Origin of the sequence: Zoogloea sp. (assembly GCF_017302315.1) — a bacterium.
Taxonomy (GTDB): Bacteria; Pseudomonadota; Gammaproteobacteria; order Burkholderiales; family Rhodocyclaceae; genus Zoogloea.
This window is the reverse complement of the sequence record NZ_JAFLDT010000089.1, coordinates 1-14342: the sequence shown is the minus strand read 5'-3', so window position 1 is coordinate 14342 and position 14342 is coordinate 1. Positions and strand designations below refer to the sequence as shown.

Here is a 14342-nt window from a genome sequence, read left to right as displayed (position 1 = left end):
CGCCCGCGCATCGAGCACTACCGCAAGCTGCAGGCCGAGGGTAAGCGCTACTACAACCCCAACCTGCCCATGCTGTGCCAGACCTGCCAGGTGCCCCTGATCTTCACCGGCTCGGACGACCCAACCCTGACCAGCCACCGCCAGGTCGAGCACGGCGGCGAGACCTATCACTTCTGCTCGGACGGCTGTCATGACATCTTCATCAGCGAGCCGGACAAGTACGTCTCCGCGTGGCTCCCAGCCCACCAGATCCTGCAGGGCAACTGCTTCGAGGCGGACGCCGATCCGAGCGCAGCGGGCTTCCAGCCCGACGCCGAGGTGATGCGCTACTTTCACGTGCTTACCGGCCAGGACAACATGGACTACGAGGGCTCGCCCGACGAGGCCAATTGGCAGCAGTGGAAAGGCCTGCAGCGCGACGACGAGGCCAAGGCCGCCTGACCTGAGGCGGCCCATCCATCCCCATCACCCCACCCGAAGGCGGCGTGCCATCAGGCGCGCCGCGAGGAGACCCTCATGCATACGCACTCCCAACATACCCAAGCCTCCCAGCGCCCTGCTCCCCTCGTCCGCGACCGCGTCGAAAATTTCCAGGGCAAGCAGCTCCTCTACGTGGGCTGGGACCACCACACCATGATCTGCGCCCCCATTGCCCTGCTGGTATCGCCAGACCTGAGTTTCGGCGAGCTGGTGGACAGCCTGCTGCCGCAGAGCGCCTTCGCCCTGCACCCGGACTGGGCTCGCATCGACTGGGCCACGGTCGAATGGCTGGCCGCCGACAAGCCGGTGCGGCCAGAGCGTGACGCCTCCCTGGCGACCCTGGGCTTTGGCCACAAGACCTACGTGCGCCTGCGCACCCCGGCCCTGCGGGGCATCGCCGGCACAGGCAGCTAAGGCGACAGTCAGCATGAGCTACACCGTCACCATCGAACCCCTGGGCGCCAGCTTCCAGGTCGAGCCCGGGCAAAGCCTCCTCGACGGCGCCCTGCGCAACGGCATCTACCTGCCCCACGCCTGCTGCCACGGCCTGTGCGGCACCTGCAAGGTGCAGGTGCTGGAAGGCAGCGTGGAGCACGGCGACGCCTCGCCCTTCGCCCTGATGGACCTGGAGCGGGACGAAGGACGCTGCCTGTCCTGCTGCGCCACGCCCCTGGAGGACGTGGTCATCGAGGCCGACATCGACGAAGAGCCCGACCAGCGCGCCATTCCCCTGCGCGACTTCAGCGGCCGGGTGGCCGCCCTCGAGGACCTCACCCCCACCATCAAGGGCGTGACCATCGCACTCGACATGCCCATCGACTTCCAGGCCGGCCAGTACATCAACCTGGGCTGGCCCGGTCTGGCCCATCCCCGCGCCTTCTCTCTGGCGGGGCCGCCGGACGGCGGGCTGCTGGTGGAGCTCAACATCCGTCACGTCCCCGGCGGCGAAGCCACCGGCCACATCCACCAGCGGCTGCGGGTGGGTGACCCGGTGACCGTCAGCGGCCCGCTGGGGCGCTTCTTCGTGCGCAAGTCCGATCCGAAGGCACTGCTCTTCATCGCCGGCGGCTCGGGGCTCTCCAGCCCGCGCTCGATGATCCTCGACCTGCTGGAGGGCGATGGCGACACGCGCACGATCACCCTCGTGTATGGCGCCCGTAACCGGGCCGAGCTTTACTACCACGCCGACTTTGTTGCGCTGGCGGCCCGCTACTCCAACTTCCATTACGTACCCGCCCTCAGCGCGGCGACGCCCGAATGTGCCTGGGAAGGCCGCACGGGCTTCGTCCATGAGGTGGCGGAGTCCCACTTCGGCGGCGACTTCCGCGACCACAAGGCCTACCTGTGCGGCCCACCGCCGATGATCGAGAGCTGCATCCGGACCCTTATGAAGGGCCGGTTGTACGAACGGGACATCTACACCGAGAAGTTCCTGTCCGCCGCCGACGCCCAGCAAGCACGCAGCCCGCTGTTCAAACATCTCTGAACGGCGGGGCCTGGAGCGATGTCCGCCCCAGGCCCCGCTCCTATTCCTCCTTGTCCTTCTCCAGGCGATAGGCTAGCTGGGCCCGCGACATACCGAGCAGGCGCGCCGCGTGGGACAGGTTGCCGCCGGCCCGCTTCACCGCCTCGCGGATCGCCCCGCGCTCCAGCGCCCGCAGGGGCATCGCCAGGTCAAGGGCCTTGGCGACGATGTCCTGCACCGCCTCCTCGTCGGGCTCGTCTGCCTCCGCCACCAGGTTCACCGGCCGGACCGCGCCGCGGGGGTCCATGGCCAGCATGCTGGCGGCCGGCAGCTCATCGCTCTCGAAGAGGTGGTGGCGGTCGATGGCCTTGCCCTCCGGCGCCATGATCACGCCGCGCTCGATCACGTTCTCCAGCTCCCGCACGTTGCCCGGGTAGGCGTGGCTGAGCAGGGCTGCGATGGCCCGGTGGGTGAAGCCGCTGACCCGCTTGCCGTGCAGCCCCATGAACTTGTCCAGGAAGTGGCTCACCAGCAGGGCGATGTCATCGCGCCGCTCGCGCAGCGGCGGGATACGGATTGGGAAGACATTGAGGCGGTAGTATAGATCGGCGCGGAAACGCCCGGCCGTCACTGCAGCGACCAGGTCCACGTTGGTGGCGGCCACCACCCGCACATTCACCGGCTTGGACGACGAGCCTCCAACCCGCTCGATCTCCCGCTCCTGCAGCGCCCGCAGCAGCTTGGCCTGGGACGCCTCGTTGAGGGTCCCGATCTCGTCGAGGAACAGGGTACCTCCGTCGGCGCGCTCGAAGCGTCCCTTGCGCGCCTCGCCAGCCCCCGTGTAGGCACCCCGCTCCACGCCGAAGAGCTCCGCCTCCAACAGGTTCTCCGGGATCGCCGCGCAGTTCAGCGCCACGAAGGGGCCCGCCGCGCGCAGGCTTACCCGGTGCAGCATCTTGGCGAAGCGCTCCTTGCCCACTCCCGTCTCGCCCAGCAGCAGCACCGCCGCGTTGGTGCCGGCGACCTGCTGCAGCTTGCCGCAGGCGGACAGGAAACCCGACGAGGCGCCCACCATGAAGTCCCCGTCGGCCGGTGACGCGGGTGCTCCTGCAGCGTCCTGGAAGGGCGCTCGCCGCTTCACGAGCGACGCGTTGACGAACTCCCCCGGGGTCAGGAAGCGCAGGTCCTCCTCCGCGTCACACCACTCATCCACCGGCTTGCCGATGATCTGGCAATGGGGATCGCCAGCCCCCCGGCAGGCCACCTCGCGGAACAGGATGGGCCGGCCGAACAGGGCACTGTTGAAGCCCGATGCGTAGCCGATCTGCATCCAGCATACGGATTCCGCGGCGAGCCCAGCCGCCTCAATGTGGGCGGCGGCCTCCATGGAGTCGTGCCAGATCTGCTCCACGTAGTGGATGCCCTTCTCCACGTCGATCTCGATGCGGATCGGCTCCACCGCCACGAAGCCCTCCAGGGCGTGCATCTGCGGCCCCACCGCGAACACGTCGGTGAGCTGGCGGCTCCCGCGCAGGTTGACCGCCAGGGTGGCGTCGCGAGCCCCGGCCGAATAGCCGACGCGGGTCAGCAGCGCGCGGGCCTTCTCCGCCCCCAGGGACTCGAGCAGCTCACGGCGCAGCCCGGCAAACACCGAGGCACGTAGCAGCACCGCGCGCTCGTCATCGATCCAGATCCGCCCATCCTCGGGGGCAAAGCGCAAGCGTGCAGCAATGTCCCGCAGATCGGACAGGCGCGGCACGGCGCCCTGCCCTTCCGCTTCGATGCGGATCGACGCCCGCTCGAAGCGGCCATTCATTTTGTTCGTGCTCATCTGTCCCTCCAGTCCTCCCGCCCTGCGTTCACGGCGGGTCTTCGTCCGCCGCTCATTGTGATGAAAAAAATGCCCCGATGAAGCCGCATTCACCGGGGCAAGAATCGACCAGACCGAGAGGAGAGGGAGGTGTGCCCGGTCGATGACAGCAGGAGACGGATTCAGCGCAGGCCTGTGACCGCCCCCCTCTGATGGAAGCGTGCTCAGGCGGCCCCACGCCCGGTGAAGCGCACCCGGCAGCTGCCCAGACCCTCTACCGTGCACACCAGTTCGTCGCCATCCGCCACCGGTACCAGCGGCGACTGGGAGCCGGACAGGATCACCTCGCCGGCGCGGAAGGGGATGCCCAACGCACCCAGGGTGTTGGCCAGCCAGGCCACTGCGTTGGCCGGCGAACCCTGCACAGCAGCGCCACTGCTGGTGGAGTGCAGCTCGCCGTTGCGCCGCAGCTCCATGCGCGCCGCCGCAAGATCCAGCGTCCGCGGATCGCCCCGGGTGCGGCCCAGCACGAAGACGCCGCAGGACGCGTTGTCGGCCACTGTGTCCTCAATCCTGATCTTCCAGTCGCGGATGCGCGAGTCGATGATCTCGAAGCACGGCACCACGTAGTCCGTGGCGCGGATCACGTCCTCGGCGGTGATGCCCGGCCCCACCAGGTCGGCCTTCAGCACGAAGGCCACCTCCGCCTCTGCCTTGGGCTGGATCAGGCCACCCAGATCGATAGGCGCCTCCTCGGCCAGCAGCATGGCCGAGGTGAGTTGGCCGAAGTCGGGCTGGAACACACCGAGCATGTCCTGCACCGCCTTGCTGGTGACGCCGATCTTCTTGCCGATGATGCGCTCGCCAGCAGCCACCCTGCGTGCGATGAAATCCAGCTGGATCCGATAGGCGTCCTCGAGGCTCAACCCGGCCTCCTGCTCCACCAGTGGGGCTACCGGGGTGCGGCGCTGCCAGGCGTCGAATAGCTGCTGGCCGTAGCGGCCGATTGTCTTGTCATCCATGAAACATTCCTTGAGGGAGATGCCGGACACCGTGCAGCGGGGAAGCTCGATGTCCGACGAAGAGAAAATAGCTGCGACTCAGGCGCCCCCCAGCCCGATGGGCGGCGGCGCCAGGCGTACGATCTTCGAGAACAAGGCCTGGTAGACCGGGTCCAGGCCGCTGACGCCCACGCCGGAGAGCAAACGCCGCAAGGGGTCGTGGTTGAGGGCGAAGGCCTCATCCATCTCGGCCCAGTCTGCAGCGCTGAAGCAGCGCTCAGCGGCGGGCAGCACCACCTCCTCCTCGAGGCGCATGTGCTCCTCGTAGAAGCCCAGATACATGCGCACGCTGGTCTCGAAGGGCTCGCGCCGCGCATCGCCCAGCAGCTCCCAGGCCAGCAGCTCGTGCTGCAGGCGGCGCACCGTCTCCTCGCCGCGGGCGTGCTCCCGGTCGAGGCGGCCAATCACCTCGGCCACCTCCGGCACGCGGGCAGCGACGCGTGGGAAGAGTAGCCGGCTCTCGATGGGGTGGTGCTGCTTCTCGGGCACCTCGTCGATATAGAACAGCATCGCCCGGACCACCTCAAACCAAGCCGCGCGGTCGGCGCCGGGCCCGCGGCGGACCATCATGCCCAAAGACTGCAACATGGCCGCCAGGGAGGCGTGTTCGTCGGCGATCACTTGCTTGGTCAATGCGTTCATACACGTGCCTCCACTACGGGCTGGGACTTCAGCGCCACTGGCTCAGCCCCCAGCTTGAGGATGCGACGGGTGGGCAGCATGTCGAAGCCCAGCCGGCGGTTCAGGAATCCACCCAGCCCTTCACGGAAGAACAGGGTCATCACGATGGCGAGCAGGCCCAGCCCAAGCTGGTACCAGGTGCCGTAGTCACTGCAGAACTTGTTGAGGGCCCAGAACACGATGGCGCCGATCACCGGCCCCTCGATACGGCCGATGCCGCCGATCATCACGATGAAGATCGCGAATGCAGTCCAGTCCACCCCGAAGGCGGCATCCGGGCTGATGCGCAGGTTGCTCACGAAGTACAGGGCACCGGCCATGCCGCAGCCGAAGGCCGCCACCACGTACACCGCCAGCTTCATGCGCTCCACACCAATGCCCTGGCTCTCGGCCGCCACCTCGCTGTCGCGGATGGCCTGCAGGGCCAGCCCCTCCTTGCTGCGCAGGAAGACATACACCAGCGCCACCGAGGCAACCACGCAAGCCAGCGCCACCCAGTAGGTCGTGCTCTCGCGCACGCTCCGGCTGATGCCGCGCAGGGCCGTCAGGCTTGTGCCCGAGCCACCGCCGACCGCCGATACGTTGGCGATGCTGAGACGGAAGACCTCGGCGATGACCCAGGTGCCGATGGAGAAATACCCCCCCTGCAGGCGAAAAGCCAGCTTCGACACCGGGAGCGAGGCGAGTGCCGCCACCGCGGCGGCGATGGGGATGGCGAGAAAGGGATTGACACCGTACAGATTGCCCAGGGCCAGCATCACGTAACCACCGAGGCCGAAGAAAGCCTGCTGCCCCACCGACACCATGCCCCCGTAGCCGGCCAGCAGGTTCCACATCATCGCGAAGATCAAATAACAGGAGATCTCTACGAACTCACGCATCCACGAGGACTCGCCCCACAGCGGCAGGCTGGCCGCCACCACCACGGCAACGACGGCGCCGGCCAGCACGGCCTTCGAGCCGCGGGTACTGCGAATGACTGTCGCACCCATCACTTATCCCTTCGTTTTCGGAAACAGGCCGTTGGGGCGCACCACCAGCACGGCCAGGAAGACCAGATGACCAAACCACACGCCCCAGCCGGGGTCGAAGCCGAAGCCCACCTGCTGGCTCACCCCCAGCACCATGGCACCGACGAAGGTGCCCCAGAAGGAACCCATGCCGCCGATGATCACGGACTCGAAGGCGAACAGCAGCAGCAGCGGGCCATCCGCCGGTGAGACCGTGGTGCGCAGCCCCTGGAACAAGCCGGCCAGGGCGATAAGCACCGTCGCCAAGGCCGTAGCCAGCGCATATACATGGGCCGAGCGCACCCCCATCAGCTCCGCCACCTCCCGGTCGTCCGACACGGCCCGGAAGGCGCGACCGAGGGGCGTCCGTGCAAAAAGCAGCTGCAGGCCCACAGTGGCTGCCAGGGCTGCGACGAAGATCAGCAGCGGCAGCGTACCCACCACGATGTCACCGCCGAGGGACAGGCTGCCCGTGCTCAGTTCGCCGGATTCCAGCGAGCGCGGGCTCGCCGAGAACACCTCCAGCAGCAGGTTCTGGATCACGATGGAGAGCCCGAAGGTCACCACCAGGGAGGGCAAGGGGTCCTTGCCGAGGGTGCGGTTGAGCAGACCGCGCTGCAGCAGATAGCCCGCCCCGAAGGCCAGCGGCAGCAGCACCAGGCCTGCCAGTAGCGGGCTTCCGCCCACGAGCGGAGCGATGCAGATGGCGGCGAAGCCGCCCGCCACGATGAAGTCGCCCTGGGCGATGTTGGTCAAGCGCATCACGCCGAACATCAGCGACAGGCCCAGGGAGAACAGGCAGTAGAGCCCACCGAGGAGCAGGCCCTGGATAAGGGTTTCAGTCATGGTCAGATTCCGAAATAGGCTTGGCTGATCTGCTCCCGGGTGAAGCCCTCGCTGGCCCCTTCAAGGGACACACGGCCTTCCTGGAAGCAATACAGGCGCTGGGACACGCGCTGAGCCACCATCACGTCCTGTTCGACGACGACGATGCCCATCCCCTCCGCGGCGATGGCCGGCAGTGCGTCGTAGATCTCCTTGATCACGATGGGTGCCAGACCCAGGGATATCTCGTCGCACAGCAAGAGGCGCGGGTTGCTCATCAGCGCCCGCCCAATGGCCACCATCTGCTGCTGGCCGCCGGACAGGGACGTGCCGGGCACCTTGCGCTTTTCCTTGAGGATCGGGAACAAGCCGTAAAGCCGCTCCAGCGACCACGGGCCGGACCGCTCGGCATAGGCCCCCATGCGCAGGTTCTCCTCCACGCTCAGGCTGGGGAAGAGGCGTCGCCCCTCCGGCACCAGCGCGACGCCCTGGCGCACAATGTCGCCGGGGCGGCTCCCGCCCACAGGGCGGCCCTCGATCAGCACGCTGTCCGGCGCCACCTTGACCAGCCCGGTTAGGGATTTCATGAAAGTGCTCTTGCCCGCGCCGTTGGCGCCGATGACCGCAATGGTCTCTCCCTCGCCCACCTCGAAATCGATCCCGAACAAAGCCTGGGCGTCGCCGTAGTGGGCCTTGAGCCCTCGGGTCTGCAGAAAATGTGCGCTCATGCTTCCAGCCCCATATAGACCCGCCGCACGTCGGGATTGTTCATCACCGCCTGGGGCTCCCCCTCGGCGAGCTTCTCGCCGAAGTTGATCACCAGCAGACGATCGGCGATGGACATCAGGGCATGCACCACGTGCTCGATCCAGATCATCGTGACTCCCTCGGCCTTGATGCGTTTGAGCTCCGCCACCAGCTCCGCGGCCTCGGGCTCGGTGAGGCCGCCGGCGATCTCGTCCAGCAGCAGCAGGCGCGGCCGCGTGGCGAGGGCCCGTGCCAGCTCGAGGCGCTTGCGATTGAGCAGGGTCAGGCTACCCGCCGGCTTGTTGGCCTGGGCCAGCAAGCCGGTTTTGGCGAGGATCTCCTCAGCCATGTCCCAGGCAGCGCGCTCGCTCACCTGGGCACCGAAGCAGGCGGCAGTGACCAGGTTCTCGAAGACGCTCATGTTCCCGAAGGGATGGGGCACCTGATAGCTGCGCCCAATCCCTGCCCGGCAGCGCTGGTGGGGTCGCAGGGCGGACACGTCCCGCCCGGCAAAGCTGATGCGGCCCGAATCGACGCGCACGTCGCCCGAGATCAGGTTGAACAAGGTGGTCTTGCCCGCGCCGTTCGGTCCCAGGATGCCCAGGGTATGCCCCTCCTCCACGGAGAAGGAGACATCCCGGGTGACCTTCAGGGATCCGTAGCTCTTGCTGATGTTGTCGACTTGCAGCAACACGTCGATCGCTCCGCGCCGCGCTTACAGCGCGAAGACCGCCTTGACCCAGAACGCGGCGCCGTCTGCGCGGTTGCGCACCGACATCTCGTCCTGGTACTTGGCGGTGATGAACCAACCCTTGCCGCTGTCGTAGCGCACCGACGGACCGAAGGCCAGCGCACGGCCCTTGTTGTTGTCGATGGTCGCGCCGTTCTGGCGGTCGTTGGTGAGCTGCTGGTAGTAGTAGCCGCCCACGCCCAAGGTCCAACCGCCGCCGACACCCCAGCCCACCGAATAGTCGGCGATCAGCTCCTTGCCGTCGGTGTAGTTGGTGTCGTCGTTCTTGAAGTTGTAGGTCCACATGGTCTTCAGGTCGGCGTTGAGACCGTGGGGCTGGATGTAGCTGAAGCCGAGCACCGGCTGTAGCGCCCAGTGGTTGCGCCCGATGTTGGCTACGTCACCCTTCTTGTAGGAGCCAGTAGGAGCGTAGATATCCAGCGCCAGCACACTGTGGAGGTTTTCGGAAAGGTGCCAGCCCAGAACCGGCCCAAAAGTCATGTCACCCAGACCCGTCTTGGTCTGCTGCACGCCGGTGGTAACGCTGACGTCCAGATTGACTATGGGCAGGATCGCATGCACGCCGAGGGAGGCACCGGCCACCATCATCGGCGTCACATACACCACCCGGGGAACAATGGCGTTGGCATTCACCCTGAAGCCGGCGGGAGTCACCACCTCACCGCCATTGCCGCGCACGGCGTCGGCGGTGTAATTCTGGTACCACGTCATGCCGTATAGGCCCGGCGGCGGCAATGCGCAGCAGGTGTAGTTCTCGGCGCCAACCGGGTAGATCGTGCCACCACCTTCGGTAGCGTGGACAGCGCCGGCGCTCAGGCCGAGGGCCAGCAGCAGGCAGGCCAGGGTGTTTTTGGTCATCGGATGCTCCTCCATTTTTTTTGAATGTGCGCGCCCCTGCGGAGCGCGACGGATGTCGCCCGCAATGCGTACTGGCGGGAATCTGGGAGAGGGGGCCGTCCGCGCGGCCCCCCGCGGGATCAGCCGTATTTGATCGGCAATAGCTCGGCCTGCACCGGGATCTGTGGCGCCTGGCTGTTATCCACGATCACCAGGTCGAGAGCCTTGCCGCGCTTTTGCCACTGGCCGGCGACCAGGGGCGTCTTGGCCACGTTGGGTACCGGCCCCTTGCGAAAGTCGAGGGGCCCCACCACCGTATCGAGCCGGGAATTGCGGATGGCATCTCGGATGGCCGCCGGATCTTTCGCGCCGGCACGCTTGAGGACATCCAGAGCCAGCTCGAACAGGGAATGCTTGAAGCCCAGGGGCATGGTCCACTGCTTGCCACTGGCGGCCGTGTAGGCATCCGCGAGTTGCCGCGACGTCTGGCCGGTGAGGCTGGACTTGAAGGGGTGAGCCGGGCTCCACATGAGTTCCACGGTGAGGCCGTTGGCCCGCTCGCCGAAAGCGGCGATGGAGGCCGGGAACTCGGTGGCCTTGGCCACGGTGACAATCTTCGGCCGGAACCCCTGCTGTCCGGCCTGATTCCAGAAGTTGGCGAAGTCCGGCGGCGGCACCACTCCAGTTACGATATCCACCCCAGCCCCCTTGAAGGCGGAGATGAAAGACGAGAAATTGTTGATCGGAGATTGGAAACGCCCCCGGTCGACCACCTTGAAGCCTTTGGCCGCGAGGACGGGCGGAAAGCCCATCTTGCCGTCACCCCAGGCATTACCGTCCTCGTCGTTGGGCCACAACCCGCCTACAACCTTGGAGGTCGGGATCTTGCTCCACAGGCTGGCATAGGCGCCGATGATGTCCTCAAGACCCCAGAAGAAGTGGTAGGTCCACTCGAAGCCCGCCTTGGGATCGCCCTTACGACCAAAGAAATAGGGCTGCCACGGCGCATCGTTGGTGATGCAAGGCACTCCGTTGAGTTCGCACTGATCTGCCACCGGGTTGGTCGTGGCAGGCGTCGAAGAGGCCACCACCAGGTCCACCTTGTCGCGCAGGATCAGTTCTGCTGCAGCCGCACCGGCCCGGTTGGGGTTAGACTGGGAGTCCTTGTAGATGATCTCCACCGCGAACTTCTTGCCACCGGACACCAGCCCACCCGCTACCGCCTTGCGCACCTGCTCAAGGGTAAAGGCATCGGGTTCGGCAAAGGCAGCCAGCGGCCCGGTCTGCGGGCTCACATAGCCGATCTTGAAGGTATCGCCACCTGCGGCACGTACCCAAGGAGCGGCAAGGGAAGTTGCGGCGATTGCTGCCCCGGACTTGATTAGGGTGCGGCGAATAGTATTGACGGTCATTCTTTGTCTCCTGATATTTTTTCGTGTCTAATAATCGCCCCATCAGACGCATGGCTCGAGAGCCGGATAACGGGGTGACCTGACGCTTTTTGCAGGCGGCGGAATGGCATGAATTGCCTTGTTCCTAGACTGAATTCTCGGCCGGGGAAAAGGATGCAGTCCAATATCGAATTCGTCTCGAACTATACCTTGGAGGTATAAATGGAATTGCGCCAGCTGAAGTACTTCGAGGCCGTCGCCAGCACACTCAACTTCAGCCGGGCCGCCGAACGCTTGCACATCGCCCAACCGCCGTTGTCCCGGCAGATCCAGCAGCTCGAGGAAGAGCTCGGAGTGGCTTTGCTCGACCGAAGCAGCCGACCTCTGAAGCTCACAAACGCAGGGAGCTTCTTCTACGATCAGACCGTGCAGATACTCGCCAGACTCAAGGAGGTACAAATAGCCACCCGCCGCATCGGCGACGGCAGCACGCGCTGGATGGGCATCGGCTTCGTGCCTTCGATCCTCTATGGCTTTCTGCCCAATGTGCTGCAACGCTTCACCACGGAGAACGACAACCTGGACATTAGCCTTTCGGAACTTACCTCGGTACAGCAGGCCGAGGCCCTCAAGGCCGGCCGCATCGACGTCGGCTTCGGGCGCCTGGCAATCCAGGACGAGGGGCTGCAGAACATCGTACTCACCGAAGAATCCCTGGTGGTGGCCATCCCCTCTGGCAGCGCCCTGACTCAGGAAGGCGAGATCTCCCTGCGGCGTCTGGTGGATGAAGTTCTGGTGCTCTACCCGGCCAGCCCCCGACCCAGCTTCGCCGATCAGGTGCTGCACCAGTTCAGCGTACGCGGCTACGAGGTAGGCAAGATTTACGAGACCAATGGCCTGCAGACCGCCATCGGCCTGGTCGCTGCCGGCATGGGCGTGACGATCGTGCCGGATTCGGTGCAACGCCTGCGCCGCGACGACGTGACGTACCGGCCGCTGACGGAGAAGGGGCTGACCTCTCCCCTTATCATGACCTTGCGAGTGGGCGACAGCTCGTCCCACGTCCAGAAGTTCCGCGCCATGATCGATGCCGCCCTGCGGGATGGACGCGTCTGAGCGGCAACCCGGGCAAGGCACGACTATACCCTGTAGATATAGAAGCAAACCTCATCGGTATTTGACGCCCTCTCCCTTTGATCTGAACATCGAACCACGGCGGTAATCCGGATCCGGCCCCGCCAACTGGGCCATGAGAGGCAGGCCAGCGCCAGCCTTTTCATCCCGGATTAATAAGACACTTATTTCGATGCAATCAAAGGAGGATCAGAGATGACCATGTCGGGCGTACTGCGTCCGGGCCACTGCCAATTGCGGGTATTGGACCTGGAAGAATCCGTCAATTTCTACACCAATGTGTTTGGCCTGGTTGAAACCGGCCGGGACGATACGGGCCGCGTCTATTTCAAATGCCATGACGAACGCGACCATAACAGCTTCATCATCCGGGAGTCCGACCGGGCCGGAATGGACTTCTACGGCTTCAAGGTGCGTGACAAGGCGACACTAGACCGGCTCGAGTCCGATCTACGAGCCTATGGTGTCAGCACCGAACGCATTCCCGCCGGCGAAATGCTGGAGACCGGAGAGCGCGTGCGTTTCGAGATCCCCACCGGTCACATCATGGAACTCTATGCGGAGAAGACCGCCATCGGTGACGGCCTCGGCTACGTGAACCCGGACGTCTTCATCGAGAACCGCAAGGGCATCTCGCCGATCCGCCTGGACCACTGGCAGATCCACGGCGCCGACCTGGACGGCAGCCGCGACCTCTTCATCAATGTGCTGGGCTTCAGCCTGGTGGAGAAAATCCTCGGCGAGGACGGCAAGACCGACATGGCCGTTTGGCTGACCTGCTCCACCAAAGCCCACGATATCGCCTTCGTGCGCGACCAACGCAACAACACCGTGCACCACGCCTCCTTCCTGCTGGAAACCTGGGAGAAGGTCCTGCATGCCGCCGACATCATGGGCAAGTATCGGGTGTCCATTGACAACGGTCCTCTGCGCCACGGCATTACCCGCGGCACCACCATCTATTCCTTCGACCCGTCCGGAAACCGCCTCGAGACCTTCTGCGGCGGCTACGACTTTTACCCAGACATGCAGCCCTACACATGGACCTGGGACGAGCTTGGCTCCGCAATTTTCTATCACACGCGAGCCCTCAACGAGCGATTCCTCACGGTCGTTACCTGACCCCTCCCCGCATACCCGAAGGGCATCCATCCCCGCAACCGGATGCCCGGTCCCGCCCCCTAGGAAACTGAAATGGACCTGCAACTCACGGGCAAGCACGCCCTCGTCACCGGCTCCACCGCCGGCATCGGCTTCGCCGCCGCCGCCCGCCTTGCCGCGGAAGGCGTTCATGTCACCCTCAACGGCCGCAGCAAAGATGCAGTGGAGCGGGCCGTCGCGCGCCTCCTTGAACAGGTACCCGGGGCCAAAGTGAATGGCGCAGCCGCCGACCTGAGCAACGCGAAAGGAGCCGCCTTACTGGCCACCCGCGCTGCCGAAGTGGACATCCTGGTCAACAACCTGGGCATCTATGAGCCTTGTCCCTTCGAGGAAATCAGCGACGAAGACTGGTTTCGCCTCTTCGAGATCAACGTAATGAGCGGCGTGCGCCTCTCCCGCCACGCCCTCCCCGCCATGAAGGGACGCGGATTCGGCCGCGTCGTCTTTGTCTCCAGCGAGTCGGCCCTCAATCCCCCCGCCGAGATGGTGCATTACGGCATGACCAAGGCGGCCCAGCTTTCCGTCTCCCGAGCACTGGCCGAAGCCAGCAAGGGCAGCGGGGTCACCGTAAATTCGGTACTACCCGGCCCCACCCGCACCGAGGGCTCCCGTGCCTTTACCGAGCAGCTGGCTCGGGACCAGGGCATCGATGAGGCCCAGGTCGAGCGCAACTACTTTGCCAATGATCGCCCCGCCTCCTTGCTCCAGCGCTTCATCCATCCAGCCGAGGTGGGCGCCACCATCGCCTGGCTCTGCAGCCCCCTGGCCGCAGCGACCAATGGTTCGGCAATCCGGGTAGATGGCGGCATCGTCAGAAGCATTGCGTAATCCCACGAGGAAAAACAACACGATGAGCAACAAGATCAAATGCGCCCTGATCGGCCCGGGCAACATCGGCACCGACCTGCTGGCCAAGCTGCAGCGTAGCCCGGTGCTGGAGCCGGTGTGGATGGTGGGCATCGACCCCGACTCCGACGGCCTCAAGCGTG

At 65.4% G+C, this 14342-nt stretch carries 15 protein-coding genes and 1 pseudogene; 7 read left to right on the top strand and 9 right to left on the bottom strand.

Annotated features, from left to right (window positions below; translation table 11 throughout):
• From J0L98_RS18600 to J0L98_RS18590, 3 genes are all read left to right on the top strand, one after another.
• On the top strand, positions 1 to 441 hold a 441-nt coding region (locus J0L98_RS18600), incomplete at its 5' end, for a YHS domain-containing protein (RefSeq protein ID WP_296413418.1).
• Positions 442 to 516: 75 nt separating this feature from the next.
• Complete coding sequence (locus tag J0L98_RS18595) at positions 517 to 894, top strand: phenol hydroxylase subunit P4 (RefSeq protein ID WP_296413416.1); 378 nt, start codon at positions 517 to 519, stop codon at positions 892 to 894.
• Between the two features lie 13 nt (positions 895 to 907).
• Positions 908 to 1966 (top strand): 2Fe-2S iron-sulfur cluster binding domain-containing protein, encoded by a 1059-nt coding sequence (locus J0L98_RS18590; RefSeq protein ID WP_296413415.1) that lies wholly within the window; start codon positions 908 to 910, stop codon positions 1964 to 1966.
• A 40-nt stretch (positions 1967 to 2006) separates the two neighbouring features.
• On the opposite strand, the gene J0L98_RS18585 is transcribed toward J0L98_RS18590, so the two are convergent.
• From J0L98_RS18585 to J0L98_RS18545, 9 genes are all read right to left on the bottom strand, one after another.
• Complete coding sequence (locus tag J0L98_RS18585; protein ID WP_296413414.1) at positions 2007 to 3776, bottom strand: sigma-54-dependent Fis family transcriptional regulator; 1770 nt, start codon at positions 3774 to 3776, stop codon at positions 2007 to 2009.
• 203 nt (positions 3777 to 3979) lie between these two features.
• Positions 3980 to 4777, bottom strand: coding sequence for a 2-oxopent-4-enoate hydratase (gene dmpE, locus J0L98_RS18580; RefSeq protein WP_296413413.1), 798 nt, complete (start codon positions 4775 to 4777; stop codon positions 3980 to 3982).
• Between the two features lie 78 nt (positions 4778 to 4855).
• Complete coding sequence (locus J0L98_RS18575) at positions 4856 to 5458, bottom strand: hemerythrin domain-containing protein (RefSeq protein ID WP_296413411.1); 603 nt, start codon at positions 5456 to 5458, stop codon at positions 4856 to 4858.
• Positions 5455 to 6489 carry a branched-chain amino acid ABC transporter permease gene (locus J0L98_RS18570; protein WP_296413410.1) on the bottom strand — a complete coding sequence of 345 codons (1035 nt, stop codon included), beginning with the start codon at positions 6487 to 6489 and terminating at the stop codon, positions 5455 to 5457. The genes J0L98_RS18575 and J0L98_RS18570 overlap by 4 nt, the downstream gene beginning before the upstream one ends.
• Before the next feature lie 3 nt (positions 6490 to 6492).
• A complete protein-coding gene (locus J0L98_RS18565) occupies positions 6493 to 7353 on the bottom strand; it encodes a branched-chain amino acid ABC transporter permease (RefSeq protein ID WP_296413409.1) in 861 nt (286 codons plus the stop codon).
• Positions 7354 to 7355: 2 nt separating this feature from the next.
• Positions 7356 to 8060, bottom strand: a complete 705-nt coding sequence (locus J0L98_RS18560; protein WP_296413408.1) for an ABC transporter ATP-binding protein — start codon at positions 8058 to 8060, stop codon at positions 7356 to 7358.
• Positions 8057 to 8773: an ABC transporter ATP-binding protein gene (locus J0L98_RS18555; RefSeq protein WP_296413406.1), complete on the bottom strand. Its 717-nt coding sequence runs from the start codon at positions 8771 to 8773 to the stop codon at positions 8057 to 8059. The genes J0L98_RS18560 and J0L98_RS18555 overlap by 4 nt, the downstream gene beginning before the upstream one ends.
• Positions 8774 to 8794: 21 nt before the next feature.
• Positions 8795 to 9688, bottom strand: a complete 894-nt coding sequence (locus tag J0L98_RS18550) for a transporter (protein ID WP_296413405.1) — start codon at positions 9686 to 9688, stop codon at positions 8795 to 8797.
• Between the two features lie 119 nt (positions 9689 to 9807).
• The gene (locus J0L98_RS18545) at positions 9808 to 11079 is read right to left on the bottom strand and encodes an ABC transporter substrate-binding protein (RefSeq protein WP_296413403.1); all 1272 of its coding nucleotides are present in this window, start codon (positions 11077 to 11079) and stop codon (positions 9808 to 9810) included.
• Positions 11080 to 11280: 201 nt separating this feature from the next.
• Here J0L98_RS18545 and J0L98_RS18540 point away from each other — a divergent pair, with 201 nt between their 5' ends.
• From J0L98_RS18540 to J0L98_RS18525, 4 genes and pseudogenes are all read left to right on the top strand, one after another.
• Positions 11281 to 12174 (top strand): LysR family transcriptional regulator, encoded by an 894-nt coding sequence (locus J0L98_RS18540; protein WP_296413402.1) that lies wholly within the window; start codon positions 11281 to 11283, stop codon positions 12172 to 12174.
• Positions 12175 to 12387: 213 nt separating this feature from the next.
• Positions 12388 to 13314 carry a catechol 2,3-dioxygenase gene (locus J0L98_RS18535; RefSeq protein WP_296413400.1) on the top strand — a complete coding sequence of 309 codons (927 nt, stop codon included), beginning with the start codon at positions 12388 to 12390 and terminating at the stop codon, positions 13312 to 13314.
• A gap of 72 nt (positions 13315 to 13386) precedes the next feature.
• The gene (locus tag J0L98_RS18530) at positions 13387 to 14181 is read left to right on the top strand and encodes an SDR family NAD(P)-dependent oxidoreductase (protein ID WP_296413399.1); all 795 of its coding nucleotides are present in this window, start codon (positions 13387 to 13389) and stop codon (positions 14179 to 14181) included.
• A 22-nt stretch (positions 14182 to 14203) separates the two neighbouring features.
• Positions 14204 to 14342: pseudogene (locus J0L98_RS18525) on the top strand (acetaldehyde dehydrogenase (acetylating)); the annotation flags it as partial.

Bases quoted from the DNA above. Each gene is read 5' to 3' on its own strand.
- J0L98_RS18595 (WP_296413416.1), top strand. From the start codon at position 517: ATGCATACGCACTCCCAACATACCCAAGCCTCCCAGCGCCCTGCTCCC.
- J0L98_RS18590 (WP_296413415.1), top strand. From the start codon at position 908: ATGAGCTACACCGTCACCATCGAACCCCTGGGCGCCAGCTTCCAGGTC.
- J0L98_RS18585 (WP_296413414.1), bottom strand. From the start codon at position 3,776: ATGAGCACGAACAAAATGAATGGCCGCTTCGAGCGGGCGTCGATCCGC.
- dmpE (WP_296413413.1), bottom strand. From the start codon at position 4,777: ATGGATGACAAGACAATCGGCCGCTACGGCCAGCAGCTATTCGACGCC.
- J0L98_RS18575 (WP_296413411.1), bottom strand. From the start codon at position 5,458: ATGAACGCATTGACCAAGCAAGTGATCGCCGACGAACACGCCTCCCTG.
- J0L98_RS18570 (WP_296413410.1), bottom strand. From the start codon at position 6,489: ATGGGTGCGACAGTCATTCGCAGTACCCGCGGCTCGAAGGCCGTGCTG.
- J0L98_RS18565 (WP_296413409.1), bottom strand. From the start codon at position 7,353: ATGACTGAAACCCTTATCCAGGGCCTGCTCCTCGGTGGGCTCTACTGC.
- J0L98_RS18560 (WP_296413408.1), bottom strand. From the start codon at position 8,060: ATGAGCGCACATTTTCTGCAGACCCGAGGGCTCAAGGCCCACTACGGC.
- J0L98_RS18550 (WP_296413405.1), bottom strand. From the start codon at position 9,688: ATGACCAAAAACACCCTGGCCTGCCTGCTGCTGGCCCTCGGCCTGAGC.
- J0L98_RS18545 (WP_296413403.1), bottom strand. From the start codon at position 11,079: ATGACCGTCAATACTATTCGCCGCACCCTAATCAAGTCCGGGGCAGCA.
- J0L98_RS18540 (WP_296413402.1), top strand. From the start codon at position 11,281: ATGGAATTGCGCCAGCTGAAGTACTTCGAGGCCGTCGCCAGCACACTC.
- J0L98_RS18535 (WP_296413400.1), top strand. From the start codon at position 12,388: ATGACCATGTCGGGCGTACTGCGTCCGGGCCACTGCCAATTGCGGGTA.
- J0L98_RS18530 (WP_296413399.1), top strand. From the start codon at position 13,387: ATGGACCTGCAACTCACGGGCAAGCACGCCCTCGTCACCGGCTCCACC.